The organism is Streptococcus sp. ALY_208 (assembly GCF_058314295.1).
Map to the genome: position 1 here is coordinate 1 of NZ_JBZFUI010000005.1, position 19,694 is coordinate 19,694.

Sequence of the window (19,694 nt, forward strand, 5' to 3'; positions counted from 1 at the left end):
GCCAAGATCAAAGGGACAGCTGACTATGGTCAGCGGATCTTACTGCGCTCAGAGCTCCTCTATATGGCGACACAGGTAGCCGACGCTGATATTTCAGGCAAAGTGGCAGAGGCTATTGGTCTTATTGCAGGAGCTGAAGCGTCTGCGATCATTCTGATTAAAACCAATCGACTGCTCATTGCCAATATGGGGACGCACTTATCCGACGCAGAAAAAGAGACCTTGATGGAGCCTCTGACCATGGCAGAGCGTTGGGATCATGGGATTAAAGAGCTGGATATCTCTAGTGTTACCCAGTATCAAGCGAATATGTCTCAATTTTCTCAAGGCTTGATCAACTGTGCCCAGTCTCTGATAGCAGTAGATGCACAGGGGGCTGACGATTTCAATAATTTACCCATGCCCTATCTGTAATGTAAAAAGTGTGAAAACGAAAGGAGTTTTATGAGTAAAGCTGATGAAGCAATTAAAGAGCAAGAACGTGAAGCTATCAAGGCGGCAGTTTCTGGTATCGTAAACAAACTGCATAAGGAAGGTGAAGCCTTACAAAAGAAACTTGACACCTTATCACAGGAAATGCTGACTTATGCACAAACGACTTATGCGAATAATATCGCTGGCGCTTTAGAAGGTCAGGCAGCAGATGCAGCATCTGGTTACCTCTCCTCTATTCAGAAGCCGGATCTTAGAAATCCTATTAAGTAGATGTGTCGTTATGGTAGATATGCGAAAATTACAAGCGATTGAGGATCGCTACGATGAGGATCAACGGGCACTGAATCGTAAAATGGAAGAAGCTCAAGATGATTATGACTACTTTCTCCATGAGAGTACTCATCTCAAAGAGCAGGTTTATGACATTTTAGAAGGCGATATTCCAGAAGAGTCTATGCGTCATCTAAACCAGATGGAGATTACTGAGGATTATCAACGGTCAGATTTTCATAGGACAATGGATGAGTTAGAAGAGCAGAAAGTTCAGCTGCGCCGAGCTTACGATGATGACGTTGAGGCTGTCTATGAGGAAGCTAGACAAAAAGCCATTGAAGAAGAGATGGCTAAGGAAAAAGAGAAGAAATCTCTTTGGTGAGAGATAGCCTCCCACTGCGATTTTTATCGTCCCACAAACTGTGTGTTGACGAATCATCGCCTTGATCAAATCTCCTAAAAAAGCTAAGATAGAGAAAAGAGGGACTGGCTTATTTTTGCCGGTCTATAGGAGGTTTTATGTCAATTTTGGTCATCAATAGTAGCATGAATCGTGAGGGGTTGACAGTGGCTATGGTTCAAGAGCTTCTGGGAGATCGAGCGTTTGAGTTACTCCATCTCAATGATTACCGTATAGATCAGCTGGGGCAGATATCTGACCAGGATCAACTCGCTACCATCATGGAAAAAATGCATAGCCATGATACGATAATCTTTGCCACACCTATTTATTGGTTTGATATGACGGGCTCTATGAAGCTCTTTTTAGAGCGTCTAGCTGAAGAAAATGACTGGCAAAATCCCAGCTATCCCAACCATAAAGCAGCTGTACTGGCACAGGGCTACGCTCCGGGCGAAAAGGTTTTAAAATTTGTCGAACATATCATTAGTCAGGTGGCAGAGCGCCTAGGAATGACTTACCTAGGTATGGTTTCTCAGGCAGAAGAGTATGACAAGTTGCGAGAAAAGCTATAGACAGAGTGTCCCATTTTGTCATCTCCTTACCTCTATGTGATTGAGAATTGCTCGTCTATTTTATTTTCCTTTTTGTTTTTGCTTGACCTTTGATTGGCAAAAAAGCTAAGATAGGATAAGTATCTTAGAAGTGAATAAAGGAAGTTTTAGAGGAGATTAGATTACGATGGCAAGAAGGAAAAAGCGAAAGACTAAGTTAAAAACTAAATTTAAAAAAATAGTGACCGCTAATCGTCTCCTTGCAGGGTTAGGACTTATCTTAGTCGCTTTTGTAGTGTGGGTCGGGATTGAAAATTACCGTGCCCAGAAACGCTTAGATGCCTATGTCAAGGAGCTAAAAACCTATGATTCCACCGATTCGACCAAGGAGTTTATCAAAAGAGTTGCCCCAGTTGCTAAAGATATTGCCGATCACAATGATCTTTACGCTTCTGTCATGATTGCTCAGGCAGTACTGGAATCAGACAGTGGACGCTCGGAGTTGAGTCAAGCTCCTAATTATAACTACTTTGGGATCAAGGGCGACTACAGGGGACAATCAGTCACCATGAAAACCAGTGAGGATGATGGTACGGGCAAACTGTATCAGATCGATGCCCAATTTCGTTCTTATGGCAATCCTGTCAATGCTCTGGAGGATTATGCAGCGCTTCTCCAGCATGAGCGCTACAGCGGTGTGAGAAGATCCCATGCCAAAACCTATCAAGAGGCCACACAATCTCTGACTGGTACCTATGCCACAGATACCAGCTATGGCAGCAAGCTCAATGCATTGATCAAGCAGTACAATCTAACCCAATACGATAGCTAAGGAAGTATGCGACCTCGCTTAGGCGGTCGTTTTTTTATTGGGATCAATCTTTTAGTAGTCTTTAATCAATGAGATAGAAAGGGCATTTAGCGTGGACATTAACTAGCTGGCGGTAGTAAAAACCTAGAACTTGCATCTCCAGAGCATCGTGCTATAATGGCAGCAGTTTTACTAAATATAGTAGGGAGAAAAGGAGATAAGTATGACAACAAAAGATATACTGATAGACACCCTCAATCGCTCTGAAGAACGCTTCCTCGACACGCTTGAGCAGATGTCCCTAGAGGAAGCCAACACGATGCCCCAAGATTTGATCAAATCTGTGAACTGGTTGATTTGGCATACAGCGCGTATGTTGGATTTTCAAATTACTGAGCTAAAAGGGGATCAACCGCTTTATTTTGAAGATTGGGAAGCTCGTTTTGATTTAGATCTGCCTAGTGATACCAGAGATTGGATGCATACACCGCAGGAAGCTAGAAAGGTGGTTATTAGGGATCGTCAGCTGCTCTTGGATTATTATCAGAAGGCTATGGACTTGGCGCGTGAATACCTGCTAGAGATTGATGAGACTGATCTAGAGGAGATTATTGATGAGAGTTATCAGCCTCCTGTGACACGTGGTGTGCGTCTGGCTTCAATCATTGATGATGCTATCATGCATTCAGGACAGGCTGTTTATACCAGACGTCTAGTATTGGGCAGATGATCCAGCTTCCTGCCCACCAGTGATAAGCAAAAAATATAAGAGAAAAAGAGTGAGACAAACTACCAAACCCTTCAGGACTAACGAACGAATGATGGATAGCTGCCCTATTCTTTTTTCTTTGCATTCATTTTCTATTCATTTTTCTCTAGTATCCTAGTCATATACCAGTCGATAATGGTGTTAGAAAAGAGGTGTTTTCAATGTCACAAGATGACGTGAATCAAGAGAAAAATGTTGACCAGCAGCCATCTGATCAAGAAAAAGTGGCTGAATTGGTCTCGCAAAGTCAACAACCCAAAAAGAAAACCTGGTTGGACAAGATTGGCAACCGTCGTGTCTTAGTGCTAGCAGTCTTAGGAATACTGGGGCTAGGCGCCTTAGCCGGTGCTGGCGGCTATTATTTAGCGCATCGAGCAGATCAACTGGAAGATAGAATTGAAGAGACTGCAGAAATCCACCAGCTTGATCAGAAATCTCGTATTGCTCCAAGATCTAAGCAATCCGTATCAACTAAGATTGACATGGCTAAGGCAGCAGAGCTAGCCTTGAAAGAAGCTGACTCTGGCTATATCACCGATATTGATCTAGAGTCAGACCATCAGTCCCCTTATTATGAGGTGACTATTCGTCAGGGTCAAAAGGAGATCAGCTATCAGATCAATGCTAATACGGGTAAGATCCTAGCTAGTGAGACAGATTACGACAATGATAATGACGCTGAGGATACTACCGAACCCAAGGCTGACATGTCCACCCTTTTGAAGGCCGTTAAGGAAAAATATGGGGACGCACAGGTCTTATCTGTTTCTCTGGAGCATAACTCGTCTAACCAGTTGGTATACGAGGTGGAAACTCTGGATGATACGACCCTCACTCAGTCCCAATTTGATGCTGATAAAGCTGAATTTATCAGCGATATTACTCAAAGTTCTGACTTTGATGATGAGGACTAGTCTATCTGGTAAATCTAGAATAATACTAATGAGTCTGAACTTTTGTCTCAGGCTCTTTTGTGTGTAGGCAAGCCCCTATGGGCAAATCTGCTTTTCACAAAGAGTGTGAAAGCTCCCTGAGCTAAATCTTGTAATATTTTATGGTATAATTAAGAAAGTTAAGCAGAGGGAGAGGAAAATGAAATTACTTATCGTCGAAGATGATCAGGACCTAAGCAATAGTATGGTCAAGCTTTTAAAAGCCAAGGGCTACAGCACTGATAGGGCCTTTGATGGTCAGCAAGCCTTGGAGTTTGTAGCGGTTACCCAGTACGACCTGATTATTTTAGATATGATGATGCCGGTTATGGATGGTATGTCCTTCTTACAAGAGCTGCGGCGGTCAAATGCGACTCTGCCAGTGCTGATGCTGACCGCTAGGGATGCACTATCCGATAAAATCGCTGGATTGGATGCTGGGGCTGATGACTATCTCGTTAAACCTTTTGAGTTTGATGAGCTTTTAGCCAGAATCCGAGCCATCCTGCGTCGGCGATCTTCTGATATAGCGACCAGCCGTATTCAGCTTGGAGCTGTCGAGATAGATTTGTCCAGCCAGCAAGTCTACCTCAATGAGGCTCCTGTGGATTTGACAGCTAAGGAATATCAGCTCTTTGCCTATCTCGCTCAAAATCAAGGCCAGCTACTGTCAAAAGAGCAGATTCGCGAGCATGTCTGGGATTTTGATTATATGGGAGAATCCAATATCATTGAGGTTTTAATCAAAAATTTGCGTCGCAAACTTGATACCGACCCCAAGGATTCCCTGATCAAGACAAAGAGGGGGGCAGGCTATGTCATTCCTAAGAAATAATAAGCTAAAATTCGGTGCCAATCACAGTATCGTCAAGCGTGTGACGCTTTGGTACAGCTTTTTTATCCTACTTTTGACGGTAGCTATCATGGTCGGCGCTTTCTTTGTCAGCACACGTATCTCTGAGAATGCTGGAGCACGTGAATTTGAGGAGAGTGTCAGGGAGATGGCTGGTGAGTATGATCAAGAGTTTGAAACCTATGATGATGGTAATTATTTTGCAGTCTATGACAGGGATGGCAAGCTCCTAAAGGGAAGTTTCCCCGAGGGATTTGACCAGGGGAAGGCACAAAATCAAGGCCCAGAACCAAGGGAGCAAAAGGCTAAAGAGGTCTCCTATATGGTAAAAGACATCCCCATCAAAGGAACAGATAAGTGGATACGGGCTATGCATCCTAAACATCAGATGGATGAAGATCTGGTCACCATGCTGATCGTTCTCTTGATTGGTCTTCCTGTTATGATGTTTTTGGTTCTTGCAGGCGGCTACTTTATTCTGAAGAATGCCTTCAAGCCAGTCAAAGCTATCACCGATACAGCAGAGGCCATCACCTCAGAAGCTGACTATAGCAAGCGGGTGCTGGCAGCAGATAAAGGGGATGAATTGACCGATCTAGCTGAGGTAATCAACACCATGCTGGGATCGATTGAGGACTCTTTTCAGCGTGAAAAGCAGCTGACTAATGACGTATCCCACGAATTGCGCACGCCTGTGTCTGTCATTCTTTCTGAGAGCGAGTATGGCCAAAGGTATGCAAGCGACTTAGAGGAGTCCAAGGAATCTTTTGGAATTATTCGTCGTCAGGCCTTAGGCATGCGTGATATGGTTGGTAGAATCCTGAGTCTCGCACGCTCAGAAAAAGACGATGTCCTAGAGGTAGAGCAGCTCAATCTCTCAGCATTAGTCAAGCAGATGGTCCAGGACCGCCATAGGCTCTTTGCGGATGAAGCTGTCCATTTGGAGTCTTACATCACTGCAGATCTCTATATAGCCGGGGATCCTATCATGATCACCCAATTAATAGACAACCTTCTATCAAATGCCATGAAATTTACCAAAGATGAAGTTGTGGTCACCCTTAATAAACGTGGCAGAAAGATCTCTCTTGGTGTCGCTGATAATGGCCCAGGTATTCCACAAGATGTGCAAGATAAGATCTGGGATCGTTTTTATCAAGTGGATGGTGCCCGCCATCGCAGTGAATCATCGGGCATTGGTATCGGCTTGACCTTGGTCAAAAAAGTGGCTGATCTCCACCATGCAGATCTCAAACTCCAATCAGTCCCCGATAAAGGCTCGCTGTTTGAAGTCAATTTTGATGAAGTGCTAAGTCAGCCAAAAGATAATGTCTAATAAAGCTGAAAGCTAGATAACCGGGCTTTAGGAGCTCGGTTATTTTTTAGCTTATATTTTTACATAATTTTAATGACACAATAAATTTTAATTAGAATGATTCTAATAATTATTTGGAATGATTCCAATAAAAAGCCCTATTTTAGAATAATATTGACCTGTGCTCAGGGTTTTGTTAGAGTTCTTGTATGATTATAAGTTCAAAAGCCTATCCTAGCAAGAAAAAAGGAATGCTCTTTCTATTATTGATTCTAGTAATTCTTTCTCTCTGGCTGGGTTCTAGTAACCAGTTCTCTTGGTCGGGATTGCTAAGTGGGAGAGGAGCGGCTCGTCAGATCTTTTTTGAATCTCGTCTACCTAGGACCCTAGCTGTCCTGCTAGCCTCTAGTGCCATGAGTATGGCTGGCCTGCTCATGCAAACGATGACTCAGAATCACTATGCAGCCCCCTCAACTGCAGGCACCGTTCAAGCTGCACAGTTGGGCATGCTAGTGGCTATCCTGATTTTTCCCAAGGCTAGTCTGGGCCAAAAGATGTTCTTTGCTTTTGGAATGGCTATGTTGGCAACACTCTTTTTTATTCGCTTTATTAGACGCTTGACGCTTAAAGAGAAGTGGCAGCTGCCCTTGGTAGGGATTATTTTTGGTGGCATTATCGGAGCTTTGGGGCAGGCTTTAGCCTATCGGTTTAACCTGGTACAGTCCATGACTTCTTGGACCCAAGGATCCTTTACTATGATCCAGCGTAACCAGTACGAATGGCTCTTTTTAAATCTGCTTGTCTGGATCTTGATTTGGTACCTAGCGGAGAATTTTTCGATCATGAGTTTGGGTGAGGATGCCAGTCGTATCTTAGGCCTGCCTTATGAGACCATGGAGACGCTGGGCTTGGTGTTAGTAGCTTTAGCGACAGCTACGACTATGATAACAGTCGGACAACTGCCCTTTATCGGAATAATCATTCCCAATCTTGTTCGACGTTATAAAGGCGATCATCTCAAACATAGTCTTTTTTGGGTCGCGACCAGTGGGACAGTCCTTGTTTTGGCTTGTGATATACTGGCACGTTTAGTGATCAGGCCCTATGAGGTATCCGTCTCCCTAATCCTAGGTATGATTGGAGCGATACTCTTTATCGCCCTGCTTTGGAAAGGAGATACTTATGATGAGCAGTAAGCAAAGAAGGATCATTCTTGGTCTCATGCTGATGCTATCGCTTGTGCTTAGTTTGGCCTATCTCTTTCCTGCAGGGAGCCTTGTCGGCTCCTATCTCCTTAAGCTGCGCTTGAAAAAACTTCTTACTTATCTTCTGGTTGCTATCATAGCTTGCTTTTCGACTATTAGCTTTCAGACAGTCATCGGCAATCGCTTTTTGACCCCAGCTGTTCTGGGTATGGAGAGTTTTTATGTCCTGATCCAATCGGCCTATCTCTTTTTCTATTGGCACTGGGTAGCTCAGGCTCAGCCCAGCAGTCCCCTAGTAGAATTTCTGGTCGTTTTGGGCTTGCAGCTAGTTTTATTTGCCCTTTTGCAGCCCATGATCAAATCTTTACTGTCTAAGGGATTTGGAAAAATACTACTGATTTGCATGGCACTGAGCACGCTTTTTCGCACCAGTGCGACCTATCTCCAAGTTCTCATGGATCCTAATGAGTACGATAAGCTGCAGAGTAAGCTCTTTGCTAGCCTGCAGCATGCGAATACGGATATTTTAGCCTTTGTATTTGTTTTAGTGAGTGGCGTCGTCGTCTTTCTTTTGACCAAGAGTCCACTTTTGAATGTACTTTATCTGGGCAAAACCAATGCCATTTTATTAGGCGTGGATGTTGAGAAGCTCCAGCGTCAAGTGCTGTGGGCAGTTGTGATTTTAACAGCTGCTTCGACAGCCATGGTTGGCCCTATGAGTTTCTTTGGCTTTATGGTGGTGAATTTGATTTACCAACTCTTCAAGTACTATGAACACAGTTGGCTGTTTATGGCTGGCAGTCTCATAGGATTTATGATTTTGTTGGTGGGACAAAGTCTGCTAGAGCGTCTACTGAATTATCAGGTGACCTTGTCCATGTTAATTGAGCTTATCGGTGGCGGTGTTTTTCTCTACTTACTTTATAAGGAGCGTTTACGATGATGCAACTTCAAGCGGTTAATAAATCTTATAGACAAGAGCAGGTTTTAAGGGATGTTGATCTCAGCATTGAGCAGGGGCAGTTTACGGCTTTTATCGGTCCCAATGGTGCTGGGAAATCAACCCTTTTAGCCATTATGAGCAGGCTCTTAGCTAAGGATAAGGGGGCAGTGCTGATCAAGGGCAGAGAGCTAGAAGATTGGCCGTCTCAAGCCTTGGCCAAAGAATTGACCATGCTCAAGCAAAAAATCACCATTCAAGCCAAGTTTAGCGTAGAGGAACTGATAGCCTTTGGACGCTTTCCCTATAGCAAGGGACGCCTAAAAGCAGAAGATCAAGCTGCTATTGATCAAGCGATTCATTATATGGAGCTTGGAGACCTGAGATCCCGTCCGATCGATACCCTGTCTGGTGGCCAGCTACAGCGGGTCTATATCGCAATGGTTTTAGCTCAAGATACGGATATTATCCTATTGGATGAACCTCTCAATAATTTAGACATTAAGCAGGAACTTGGTATGATGACCATTCTACGGCGTTTGGTAGATGAGTTGGGCAAGACTGTGGTTATCGTTATCCATGATATTAATATGGCTAGTCAATTCGTCGATCAGATGGTGGCATTTAAGAATGGGACGGTCTTTTGCCGAGGAACCCCTAATCAGGTTATGACTGAGTCAATTCTTACCCAGCTCTACGATATCCCACTGAGCATTGTTGAAGTAAATGGTAAAAAACTTTGCCTCTATAGTTAATGAAAGGAATCAATCAATGAAAAAACTATTAAGCTTTACCGTCGTCCTGCTAGCTTCACTATTACTAGTAGCTTGTGGACAGGCTAAAAATCAAAAAAATAGCGACAGCCAAATGAAAATTACTGCTGCTAATGGAACGGTAACAGTACCAAAAAATCCTAAAAAGATCGTTGTTTTAGATCTTGGTATGGCAGATACCCTGCGTGAACTTGGCTATGAAGATCGCATCGTTGGGCTTCCTTCCCAGTCCCTGCCTGCTTACCTGAAAGACATGGGAAAAAATAAATCAATCACGTCCGTTGGTAACCTAAAAGAAGTCAATAGTGAAAAGATTGCAGAACTAGAACCTGATTTGATTATTGCCTCAGGACGTACTCAGGGACAACTAAAGGACTTTGAAGAGATTGCTCCGACTGTCTACTTTGAAAGTCAAGCCAATGATTACTGGGGCTCTGTCCAAAAGAATATCAAAACCCTGGCTAGTCTCTTTGGCGATAAAGCAGTGCAGACAGCTAAAACCAAGTTAAATAAAATTGATAAAACGGTGAAGAAGGTTCAATCAGCCAACAAGAACACGGATAAGACGACGCTCATGCTCATGCTCAATGAAGGTAGTCTAGCAGGATTAGGGAAGCAAGGGCGTTATGGCTTTGTTTACCAAACCTTAGGCTTTCAGCCGACCAGCCTTGACATCAAAGAATCCCAAGGCGAATCAGGTAAAAAAGATGCTCAAAAGCGGGATTCTGGTAAACAAGGCGGCAGTCATGGTCAAGAGCTTAGTTTTGAGTCTATCTCTCAGGCTAATCCAGATACCATCTTTGTCGTGGATCGCACCCTAGCGATTGGGGGAGATGACACTAAAAATTCAGATGTTTTGGATCAATCACTGATTAAAAATACCAAGGCAGGTAAGAATAACCGGATTATCACCTTGACCTCTGATCTCTGGTACCTCTCAGGCGGCGGTTTGGAATCGACCAAGCTGATGTTTGATGAGCTAGCAGACTATGCCGGATAGATAAACGCTATAAAGCAATCATCGTAGAAGCTCTTCGTCCATTAGCTTAAATGCTCATGGACGTTTTTTGTAGGTCATTCATCTCTGACAGCGCTGGTAAGTAATTTTAGGATGAGTGTTACTAATAACTGACCATGATGGGAAGAAAAATTTTTTACTTCCTCTACACGTTTGATGAGCAGTCATCTGTATCTTAGTCTCTTATTGTTGTATCTTGGTCAATAGGAGCTTTTTTGTCATTGAAGCTATGCTATAATGAGGCAAAGGTGAACTATGAAAGTAACAATAAAACAAGATTTTTCTTATAAGGACCTGGAAATTACCCTGTCTTACAGCCAAAAAGATGAACGAATCACTCGCATTCTACGCTTTTTAGAGACAGTAGATAAACAGTTGCCCTGCCATTTGGATGGAGAGGAATACTTAGTCAATCTATCTGATATTTACTATATAGAGAGCGTTGACAAAAAGACCTTCATCTACCTCAATCAGGCTGTCTATCAGTCCGAATCCCGTCTCTATCAGTTGAATGCTGAGCTGGAAAGATATGGATTTGTCCAAATCAGTAAGTCCTGCCTGCTTAATATCGATCGTCTGGCAAGTATGCGTCCACTCTTTAACAGCCGCATGGAGGCGACTTTAGATAACGGAGAGAAACTGATCGTCAATCGCAGTTATTTACAGGCTGTTAAAGAAGCCTTAAGAGGAGGTGAGTCAAAATGAAAAAATGGTTGGTTAATGTCTTTGCCACGACGGGCGTATCCTTGCTTTTATTAACGCTAGCTGCCTTGTATTTGAAGGCAGAGTGGCTTTTGCTGGTGAGTATTTTTCAGGTCTTTTTTCTGAATGGTGTCATTCAGCTTATTATATTAGTGATCCGTCAGCTAGAGTGGCGTTCTTTTAGGCTACAAGTATTCGTGGAAATCATAACGATTGAAGGACTGATCATAGGACTGGGCTGGCTCTTTCACTGGAATCAGCCCTTGATGCTCATTCTCATTGGATTTGCTGTTTATATGATTTCACAAGTCTTGGATCTCTTTGATCTCAGTCAGGAAGCGCGTGAAATTAATGTATTGATCAAAAACCGTCGTTAATTGAATACGTTTACACTCCTGTGAAAAAAGACATACCTTCCTCGAATCTTTAATGATTCATCGTTAGGCTTCCTATTTTCTTTGGAGCATTTTACGGCTTTGTATCTTAGTGTAAGGAGGATCTATGTTACCTAAAAGCAAAAAAATCGAGGTAGCAGTCTTGACAATTTACTTGCTCTGCTATGGTTTGCATCTCTTTGACTATTTTATTTTACGGACAGACCAAACCTTCTGGAACGAAGCCTTTGTGCACAAACTATTAGGAATCGCAGTCATCTATGCAGCTCTCAAATTTTTTCAGCTCACTTGGCAGGAGATAGGTTTTAGGCAAGGAGGTTTCCTCAAAAACACTTGGAATGGACTGCTTTTTGGCCTTGTCGTTTTTGTGCTGGCTTATGGTGCGGAAATCCTGTTGCTTGTGAGTCAGGGCACATTTCAAGGATTGGATGTCTATGTTAGCGCTTATGCTGTGGATAAGAACGTTGGCAGAGAAACCGGTCTAATCTTCTTTCTCATCTGCCTTGTAGGAAATGTCATCAATGTCATCATGGAGGAAGGAGCTTTTCGCGGACTGTTTCAAAAACTTTTTGAGCAGAAATACAGCTTTATAACCGCAGCCGTCTGCTCCTCAACACTTTTTGGCCTGTGGCATTTAGTAGGGCCCCTGCGCAGTTACTTTGATGGAGATATGAATTTTTCAAGTTTTACACTGAATGCGCTGATGCTGGTTGTTACCTCTGCCATGGTAGGATTTAAGTTTGCACTCATGACCAGACTGTCAGGAAGTCTTTATATGGCTATGTCCCATCATTTTACCAATAACTTTTTGATCAATATCGTCCATACCCTATCTGATAAGGGTGCAGATGAGCTGATGTTTGTCAGAATCGCCATTGCACAAATCTTATCTTTTATTTTGGTCTTGCTATGGTATTTACTGGTTAGAAAAAACAGCAGAAAGGAAGTTTTACAGTGAAAATTTTAGTGGTTGGTTTAGGTGTTATTGGGACAAGCTATGCTTATTTGTTTAAAGAAGCAGGCCATGAGGTAGAACATCTTATTAGAAAAAATAGCAGAAGAGCTGGTATCCAAGAGTTAGACATTGAACTCTTAGATGGCCGAGTTGAAAAAAATGGTGTTCAAAGCAGTGATGTTTATCAGGTAGAACACTGTTCAGATAAGGCCTATGATTTCATCTTTGTCAGTGTTCCGTCAGGCGGCCTTGCTTCTATCCTTGAAAGTTTAGAGGCAGATGGTATTTCTGGCACCTTAATTCTAGCCTGTGGCATTTGGGAAGACCGTGCTTATATTGACAATCTGGTGAAGGGGCGTCCTTATATTTTAGGGTATCCAGTTGCTGGCGGCAATATCAGGGACAATAAGCTGACGGCCTGTGTCTTTGATCATTTCATGTTAGAAAGAAAGGAAAAAGCATCCCTTCCTAATTATGAGCAGTTAGTGCAGATTTTCATGGATTGCCAAATTAAACTGGAGCAGCCCTATGATATGCTGGAATGGATTTGGCTGCACATGGCTATCAATGCTGGTGTCATCTCGGTAGCAGTCTGCCATGCCAATCATGAAAATCCAAGTAGAGCTGCTGAGACAATGATGCATTCTGCACAGATACTCTCCCAAGCTATTAAAGCTATCCGTGAGACATCTAAGATAGTAGAGAGTAGAGGTGTAGATTTGAGTCATTATCGCCAAGAACTTCTACCTTATCGCCTACCTACTTGGATGTCAGCACGACTCATGAAGCGTCTGTTTGCGAAAAACCGCCTGAGTAGAGAAATCATGACCCTGCATGACAATCTTCCGGACTTATTTTTTGTTTGTAACTGTCTGTATGACACTGGTAAGTCACACCATATATCAGCACCAACATTTTATGCTTGCTATGCTGATGGCTGGACGAAAGTGACTGCCCTTCCTTCTACAAATTAACAAATCACCTTAGCCAAAAAAGAAAGCAAGCATAGAGAAATCAATTCTTTTGAATGATTGATTTTTGTCTCACTTTCAGCCTATTACAAGTGTGGGATAGTATCAGTTTTTCCTAGGATAGGCTTAGTTTTATGCAGTTTATCGTGTTATACTGTAGAAAAATTTAATGAAGGAGTATAAGATGACAAAGTATCAAGCTTTTCCAGAAGGATTTCTGTGGGGTGGTGCGACAGCAGCCAATCAATGTGAAGGGGCCTATAATGAAGGTGGGCGTGGTCTAGCTAACGTTGATGTAGTACCGATTGGTGAGGATCGCTTCCCTATTATTGCTGGGAAAAAGAAGATGGTTGATTTTGAAGAGGGCTATTTCTATCCAGCCAAGGAGTCTATTGATTTTTACCACTGTTATAAGGAAGATATTGCTCTTTTTGCTGAGATGGGCTTCAAGACTTTTCGTATGTCTATCGGTTGGAGTCGTATTTTCCCCAAGGGAGACGAACTTGAACCCAATGAGGAAGGGCTTCAATTTTACGAAAATGTTTTCAAGGAATGCCACAAATACGGGATTGAACCCTTGGTGACGATCACTCACTTTGACTGCCCGATGTATTTGATCGAGCACTATGGTGGTTGGCGTAATCGCAAGATGATTACCTTTTATGAGCGTCTCTGTCAAACCCTCTTTAAGCGTTACAAGGGCTTGGTCAAGTACTGGCTAACCTTCAATGAGATCAATATGATTCTTCATGCTCCATTTATGGGAGCGGGACTTTACTTTGAGGAAGGCGAAAATGAAGAGCAAGTCAAGTATCAAGCAGCCCACCATGAGCTGGTTGCATCTGCCCTAGCCACCAAGATCGCTCACGAAGTCGATCCTGAAAATAAGGTTGGCTGTATGCTAGCAGCAGGGCAATACTATCCCAACACTGCTAATCCCAAAGATTACTGGCAAGCCATGCAAGATGACCGTGAAAATTACTTCTTTATCGATGTCCAAGCACGAGGTGAGTATCCTAACTATGCTAAGAAGAAATTTGAGCGTCTGGGCCTGTCTATTGAGATGACTCAGGAAGATCTCGACCTCCTCAAGGCTCATACGGTTGATTTTATCTCATTTTCATACTATTCAAGCCGTGTGTCCTCTGCTGATCCTAATCTAGTAGACAAGACAGCAGGTAATATCTTTGCTTCCCTAAAAAATCCTTATCTAGAGTCTTCAGAGTGGGGTTGGCAAATCGATCCTCTAGGCCTCCGCATTACCCTTAATACCATTTGGGATCGTTATCAAAAACCCTTATTCATTGTGGAGAATGGTCTCGGAGCAGTCGATACACCAGATGAAAATGGCTATATCCAAGATGATTATCGTATCGACTATCTGCGTGAACATATTAAAACTATGGGTCAAGCCATCAACGAAGACGGTGTAGAACTTTGGGGCTACACGACTTGGGGGTGCATTGACCTAGTCTCTGCTGGTACAGGTGAAATGAAAAAGCGCTATGGCTTTATCTATGTCGATCGTGATAACAAGGGTCAGGGCACTCTCAAACGCTCTAAGAAAAAATCCTTCCATTGGTACAAACAAGTCATAGCCAGCAATGGGACTGAACTAGACTGAAATGATTAGAAATAGAGGTTGTTAAAAGACAACCTCTATTTATCTTATCTGTCAAAAGAGCAATAGCTAAACTTAGCATCGTCCTCTCTTAAGAATGAGCGAGAAGGGACAATTAATGAACAAAGGAATATCCCAATACTATATAAAAGTATCTAAAAACCAAATTTGGAAAATGTAAAATTTGGAAATTTGCTGGGGGAATTCGGTGGAACTATGATAGAATATTAACTAGTAACAATGGAGGTACAAGTATGGCACAGCAAGCAGTAGCTGCCCAGCTATCAACACCAGTAAGGCCAGCAAGTTCTACCAATAGGCGTAAGCCCTTAGTCGTGGCTCTTGTGGTTTTATCTGCTCTATATTGGTTTATTTTCTTAGGCTTTAGTGCTTATCACTATATGAGCGGTCAGGTTGATGGTTACTGGCAGTTGCAGTCATCACAAAACTACGACTATGCAAGAAACAAATGGGAAAAAAATCGAGTCACCAAGGATTATAAACAGATCATGGTGATCAAAAATCAAGTCAGCAACCTCTATGCGGAGCAGGACGACGGTTACTACCCTGTTGGGAGGACACTAAGAAATGGGGATCGGTACAATGCCTTTAGTCATCGAGTCACCAATAATCTTCCTACCAACAAGATAGCCAGTGCGTTCTGGTATAGTGATGATATAGATGAGGATATGATTAGTTCATGGACGTTCGATATCGTTTCTCGTAAATCTTACTATGTCTATAGGGTTTCTGGAGATAAGCTGACAGTGACCGGCTACTATCAGGATGGCACCATTATAGGAAAGACAACCTATAAGAAGATTGATCAGACAAAAGATATCAAATTAAAGTATTAGAGGAGTGACTTATGGCAAAGAGACAGACAAGCACAGGTGCGAGAAGGTATCGTGTCTTGGGTGCACTCATGATAGCCTTAGGAGTAGTGGTCTTAGCGATTGTGATAGCCCTACGCTTCCTAGGCGGGCGTGTTGAAAATGGCTACTGGCAGGAGTTTGATGGCAAAGAGTACAACTATGTCACAGAGAAGTGGGAGAAATTCGACAGTTCCGATGATACCCTTTTCGTGATCAAGGATGGCAGTTTGACCCGTTATGGTCTAGATCAAGATGATAAGGATCAAAAGAAAAAGACTTACACAGCTACCCAGCCTCTAAAGCAAGACCAACGTATTAATCCTTTTACCAGAGAGATTGTCAATAGCTATACCACTAAAGACTATGCTAAGGAACTAAGAGAGTATTTTGGAAAGCAAGACAGTGACGGGGCATATAATAAGATAAATGAATTGATCGATAACTACGGTACTGTCATAACAACCAAGTATCGCTTGGAAGAAGGGGATCTGATCATCGAGACTTTCGATAACCAAGGCAAAAAAAATTCACAGCTCATCTACAAGAAGGTTCCATCAAAATATATCACCCTGAAAGATTATTAGAAATCAATACAGTATCCGAGTACTCATAATGAACTCGGATTTTTTATATATAATGAGCAGGGGCACAGGGCGTAGGGAACATTTTTATCGAAAGGACAGAGAGACTATGCTATACTAGACCTATGAAGACTATTAAAGAGATCTATCAGCAACATGCTGAAATGCCCTATATTGCTCCCCAATTTGCAGAGAAGTTGACGAAAAAACCAATCCCTAAACGAAATATGGAGAGAACTGAAGAAGGACTTCTGCCGGGTCACATCATCATGCTGTGGCGGATCGGTTTTGGTACTTATCATACCCAGCACCCTCATCATAAGTATTTTTATACTAGCTATGGTATCGATGCTCAGAAAGAGTTGGAGTGGTTGATTGAGCAAGGCTATGTGCGCATTCAGTCTGCCTTTGAGTCTCTCAGATTTTTATCCGCTGGGGATCTCAAAGATTTTCTAAGAGCTAAAGGAGTCAAAGGACTTTCTAAAATGAAGCGCAGTGAGCTGGATCAAGCCATGCAGACAAGTTTCAAGGAGCAGGACTTAGCAAAATTATATGACCTAAGAGGCTACCAACTGACTGATCAAGGACAAAAAATGTTAGCCAAACATCAGGAAATCGTCCAGCGTCATCCGCAAAAGAAGTTTTAATAAGCCCTGCATGCTAAGAAGATGGGGCTTTATGATCTGGCATATATATGCTATAATTAAAGCCATATTTCAGATGAAGTTCATCATTAAGAGGAGAGTAATAAAACAATGGATTTAACACGTGAGCAAGTCTTTGTCAATCAATACCACTACGATGCCCGCAATTTAGAATGGGAAAAAGAGCATGGTGAGCCAAAAACCAATGTTGAGGTAACCTTCCAACTAGTGGACAAAAATGCTGAAAAACAAGAGACTCATATCGTTTCTGTTTTGCAGTTTCGTATCGTTCGTGATGAGTTTGTCATTTCTGGTGTCGTGTCTCAGCTGGTCCACATCCAAAATCGCTTGGTCAATGAACCAAAAGAATTTTCACAGCAAGAGGTTCAAGATCTTGCAGGTCCTCTGTTGGATACCTTGCAACGTATGACTTATGAAGTGACTGAAATTGCCTTGGACCGTCCTGGTGTCATGCTGGAATTTTAGAATAAAGTGAGTAATTGGGACATTTCTTTTTTTCTGTATATCTTTTGGCAGAGGTCCAGCAAGTGGTGGATCTCTTTGTCTTAGATAGACTTAGTCACGAAAAAGTGCCCTTTTTTCGTGACTAGGTGCTGGGAAAACAGATTCCATAAGCAATCACTAGTCAAAGAAATAGTGACTGGTTCCCAATCATCAAGAAGGAGGATAATCGCATGCGTATCAAAGTTATTGTAGCTGGTTATAGGGGGCGTATGGGCTCGACAGCTGTAGAAATGGTCAAGAGTGATAGTGAGCTCGAACTGGCAGGATTGCTGGATCCCTTTGCCACAGAAACTGAGGTTGACGGTGTTCCTGTCTATACTGATAAGGCTGATTTGGCAGGACTGGATGCTCAGGTTTGGGTAGATTTTACCACACCAGCTGTAGCTTATGAAAATACCCGCTTTGCCCTTGAGAACGGTTTTGCCCCAGTAGTAGGAACGACAGGTTTTACAGAAGAACAAATCGCTGAGCTCGTGGCGCTTTCACAAAGCAAGGGCTTGGGTGGCTTGATTGCGCCTAACTTCGCAATCGGGGCTATTCTTCTCATGGAGTTTGCAGCCAAGGCCGCAAAATACTTCCCTAACCTAGAGATCATCGAGCTTCACCATGATCAGAAAAAAGATGCACCGAGCGGAACTGCTATTAAGACAGCAGAGTTGATACGTGAGGTTCGTGGATCTAAGCCACAAGGGGCTGCAGATGAGAGTGAGAGTCTCCCTGGCGCACGTGGAGCAGAGTTTGATGGCATGCGTATCCACTCCGTGCGCTTACCAGGATTGGTCGCTCACCAAGAGGTTATCTTTGGCGCTCAAGGTGAAGGTCTGACCCTGCGCCATGATTCCTATGACCGCTCCTCTTTCATGAGTGGTGTCAATCTTGGGATCAAAGAAGTTGTCAAACGCAAGGAACTTGTTTACGGGTTAGAGCAATTACTATGAAATTAAAACAGTTGCCTTCTGAGTTTCAGGAGGCTTTACCAGTATTAGAGAAGATAAAAAAAGCTGGCTTTGAAGCTTATTATGTGGGAGGCTCTGTCCGTGATGCCTTGCTGGAGCGCCCTATTCATGATGTAGACATCGCAACCAGCTCTTATCCCCAAGAGACCAAGAAAATTTTTGACCGGACGGTAGATATTGGGATCGAGCATGGCACAGTTCTCGTGCTTGAAAACGGTGGCGAGTATGAAGTGACCACCTTTCGAACAGAGGATGTCTATGTTGACTTTCGCAGGCCCTCCAGTGTCTCTTTTGTTCGTTCCCTAGAGGAAGATCTTAAGCGCCGAGATTTCACCATCAATGCCTTTGCCCTAGATGAGGATGCTCAGGTGATTGACCTTTTTGATGGTCTGGCAGATTTGAATCAGCGTGTCTTGCGAGCCGTAGGAGTAGCTGAGGAACGCTTTAGTGAGGATGCCCTGCGGATTATGCGGGGCCTACGTTTTGCAGCTGTCCTTGACTTTGATATTGAGGACAAGACTTTTGCTGCTATGGCTTCCCATGCCCCTCTTTTAGAGAAAATTTCGGTAGAGCGGATCTTTATTGAGTTTGACAAGCTACTCCTTGCTCCCTATTGGAAAAAGGGGATCGAGGCTCTGCTAGCAAGCAAGGCTTATCAGTATCTACCAGAGCTAGCAAACGCTAAGGCGGGCTTGACTAACTTTATTGAAAGCTACGGAGATCATATTACTTTTGCAAGCAGCGAACAAGCTTGGGCAGCTCTTCTCTTAGCACTGGGGACAACGCAGGCTGGTCAATTTCTCAAAAAATGGAAGACTTCGACTCAACTCCAGCGAACCGTCAGCCAGATCATAGCTATCTATCAGCTGCGCCTCAAAAACCAGCATGATAAGGAGAGTATCTATCATCACGGTAAAGATTTGGCACAAGTAGCAGAACGTTTGCGTGCCTTCCAAGGACTGTCGACAGATGAAGCACGTATCCAGCAGTTGGATCAAGAGTTGGCTATTCATGATAAGAGTGATATTTTGGTCAATGGCAGTGATCTGATGCAAGCATTAGATCTCAAGCCAGGCCCTATTTTAGGGAACCTGCTAACCGCCATCGAAGCCGCCATTGTCCAAGGAAAACTAAACAATGACAGACAAGCTATTTTGGACTTCGCTAGAGATTACGCTAAGTCACTGTAGA

Annotated in this window: 23 protein-coding genes and 1 pseudogene; all 24 read left to right on the top strand. The window is 43.1% G+C overall.

Annotation, left to right across the window (positions count from 1 at the left end):
• Positions 1-414: pseudogene (locus AC4HAI_RS05680) on the top strand (hypothetical protein); the annotation flags it as partial.
• A 30-nt stretch (positions 415-444) separates the two neighbouring features.
• On the top strand, positions 445-705 hold the full coding sequence (locus AC4HAI_RS05685; protein WP_491110774.1) for a hypothetical protein: 261 nt from the start codon (positions 445-447) through the stop codon (positions 703-705).
• A gap of 10 nt (positions 706-715) precedes the next feature.
• Positions 716-1,090: a hypothetical protein gene (locus AC4HAI_RS05690; protein ID WP_491110775.1), complete on the top strand. Its 375-nt coding sequence runs from the start codon at positions 716-718 to the stop codon at positions 1,088-1,090.
• A gap of 137 nt (positions 1,091-1,227) precedes the next feature.
• Positions 1,228-1,683, top strand: coding sequence for a flavodoxin family protein (locus AC4HAI_RS05695; RefSeq protein WP_491110776.1), 456 nt, complete (start codon positions 1,228-1,230; stop codon positions 1,681-1,683).
• A gap of 166 nt (positions 1,684-1,849) precedes the next feature.
• Positions 1,850-2,494 carry a glucosaminidase domain-containing protein gene (locus AC4HAI_RS05700; RefSeq protein WP_491110777.1) on the top strand — a complete coding sequence of 215 codons (645 nt, stop codon included), beginning with the start codon at positions 1,850-1,852 and terminating at the stop codon, positions 2,492-2,494.
• Between the two features lie 202 nt (positions 2,495-2,696).
• Positions 2,697-3,203, top strand: a complete 507-nt coding sequence (locus tag AC4HAI_RS05705; RefSeq protein WP_491110778.1) for a DinB family protein — start codon at positions 2,697-2,699, stop codon at positions 3,201-3,203.
• A gap of 200 nt (positions 3,204-3,403) precedes the next feature.
• Positions 3,404-4,156, top strand: a complete 753-nt coding sequence (locus AC4HAI_RS05710) for a PepSY domain-containing protein (protein WP_491110780.1) — start codon at positions 3,404-3,406, stop codon at positions 4,154-4,156.
• 178 nt (positions 4,157-4,334) lie between these two features.
• Positions 4,335-5,009 carry a response regulator transcription factor gene (locus AC4HAI_RS05715; RefSeq protein WP_491110781.1) on the top strand — a complete coding sequence of 225 codons (675 nt, stop codon included), beginning with the start codon at positions 4,335-4,337 and terminating at the stop codon, positions 5,007-5,009.
• Positions 4,990-6,363, top strand: coding sequence for a HAMP domain-containing sensor histidine kinase (locus AC4HAI_RS05720; RefSeq protein WP_491110783.1), 1,374 nt, complete (start codon positions 4,990-4,992; stop codon positions 6,361-6,363). Before AC4HAI_RS05715 ends, AC4HAI_RS05720 begins: the two co-directional genes overlap by 20 nt.
• A 188-nt stretch (positions 6,364-6,551) precedes the next feature.
• Positions 6,552-7,538 carry an ABC transporter permease gene (locus AC4HAI_RS05725; protein ID WP_491110785.1) on the top strand — a complete coding sequence of 329 codons (987 nt, stop codon included), beginning with the start codon at positions 6,552-6,554 and terminating at the stop codon, positions 7,536-7,538.
• Positions 7,525-8,490, top strand: coding sequence for an iron chelate uptake ABC transporter family permease subunit (locus AC4HAI_RS05730; RefSeq protein WP_491110788.1), 966 nt, complete (start codon positions 7,525-7,527; stop codon positions 8,488-8,490). Before AC4HAI_RS05725 ends, AC4HAI_RS05730 begins: the two co-directional genes overlap by 14 nt.
• The gene (locus AC4HAI_RS05735; protein WP_491079288.1) at positions 8,490-9,242 is read left to right on the top strand and encodes an iron ABC transporter ATP-binding protein; all 753 of its coding nucleotides are present in this window, start codon (positions 8,490-8,492) and stop codon (positions 9,240-9,242) included. The genes AC4HAI_RS05730 and AC4HAI_RS05735 overlap by 1 nt, the downstream gene beginning before the upstream one ends.
• A 16-nt stretch (positions 9,243-9,258) precedes the next feature.
• On the top strand, positions 9,259-10,260 hold the full coding sequence (locus AC4HAI_RS05740) for a siderophore ABC transporter substrate-binding protein (protein WP_491110789.1): 1,002 nt from the start codon (positions 9,259-9,261) through the stop codon (positions 10,258-10,260).
• A gap of 273 nt (positions 10,261-10,533) precedes the next feature.
• The gene (locus AC4HAI_RS05745; RefSeq protein ID WP_491110791.1) at positions 10,534-10,983 is read left to right on the top strand and encodes a LytTR family DNA-binding domain-containing protein; all 450 of its coding nucleotides are present in this window, start codon (positions 10,534-10,536) and stop codon (positions 10,981-10,983) included.
• On the top strand, positions 10,980-11,357 hold the full coding sequence (locus AC4HAI_RS05750) for a hypothetical protein (protein ID WP_491110792.1): 378 nt from the start codon (positions 10,980-10,982) through the stop codon (positions 11,355-11,357). Before AC4HAI_RS05745 ends, AC4HAI_RS05750 begins: the two co-directional genes overlap by 4 nt.
• Positions 11,358-11,481: 124 nt before the next feature.
• On the top strand, positions 11,482-12,333 hold the full coding sequence (locus AC4HAI_RS05755; RefSeq protein ID WP_491110794.1) for a CPBP family intramembrane glutamic endopeptidase: 852 nt from the start codon (positions 11,482-11,484) through the stop codon (positions 12,331-12,333).
• Positions 12,330-13,304, top strand: a complete 975-nt coding sequence (locus AC4HAI_RS05760; RefSeq protein WP_491110796.1) for a ketopantoate reductase family protein — start codon at positions 12,330-12,332, stop codon at positions 13,302-13,304. The genes AC4HAI_RS05755 and AC4HAI_RS05760 overlap by 4 nt, the downstream gene beginning before the upstream one ends.
• Before the next feature lie 181 nt (positions 13,305-13,485).
• Entirely contained in the window at positions 13,486-14,925 is a 1,440-nt protein-coding gene (locus AC4HAI_RS05765) for a 6-phospho-beta-glucosidase (RefSeq protein WP_491110797.1), read from the top strand.
• A 251-nt stretch (positions 14,926-15,176) separates the two neighbouring features.
• Positions 15,177-15,779 carry a hypothetical protein gene (locus AC4HAI_RS05770; RefSeq protein WP_491110798.1) on the top strand — a complete coding sequence of 201 codons (603 nt, stop codon included), beginning with the start codon at positions 15,177-15,179 and terminating at the stop codon, positions 15,777-15,779.
• Between the two features lie 11 nt (positions 15,780-15,790).
• Positions 15,791-16,381, top strand: coding sequence for a hypothetical protein (locus AC4HAI_RS05775; protein ID WP_491110799.1), 591 nt, complete (start codon positions 15,791-15,793; stop codon positions 16,379-16,381).
• Between the two features lie 122 nt (positions 16,382-16,503).
• Complete coding sequence (locus AC4HAI_RS05780; RefSeq protein WP_491110800.1) at positions 16,504-17,025, top strand: hypothetical protein; 522 nt, start codon at positions 16,504-16,506, stop codon at positions 17,023-17,025.
• 108 nt (positions 17,026-17,133) lie between these two features.
• Entirely contained in the window at positions 17,134-17,508 is a 375-nt protein-coding gene (locus AC4HAI_RS05785) for a DUF1149 family protein (protein WP_491079249.1), read from the top strand.
• A gap of 209 nt (positions 17,509-17,717) precedes the next feature.
• A complete protein-coding gene (gene dapB, locus AC4HAI_RS05790) occupies positions 17,718-18,485 on the top strand; it encodes a 4-hydroxy-tetrahydrodipicolinate reductase (protein ID WP_491079248.1) in 768 nt (255 codons plus the stop codon).
• The gene (locus AC4HAI_RS05795; RefSeq protein WP_491079247.1) at positions 18,482-19,693 is read left to right on the top strand and encodes a CCA tRNA nucleotidyltransferase; all 1,212 of its coding nucleotides are present in this window, start codon (positions 18,482-18,484) and stop codon (positions 19,691-19,693) included. Before dapB ends, AC4HAI_RS05795 begins: the two co-directional genes overlap by 4 nt.
• Position 19,694: the final 1 nt, after the last annotated feature.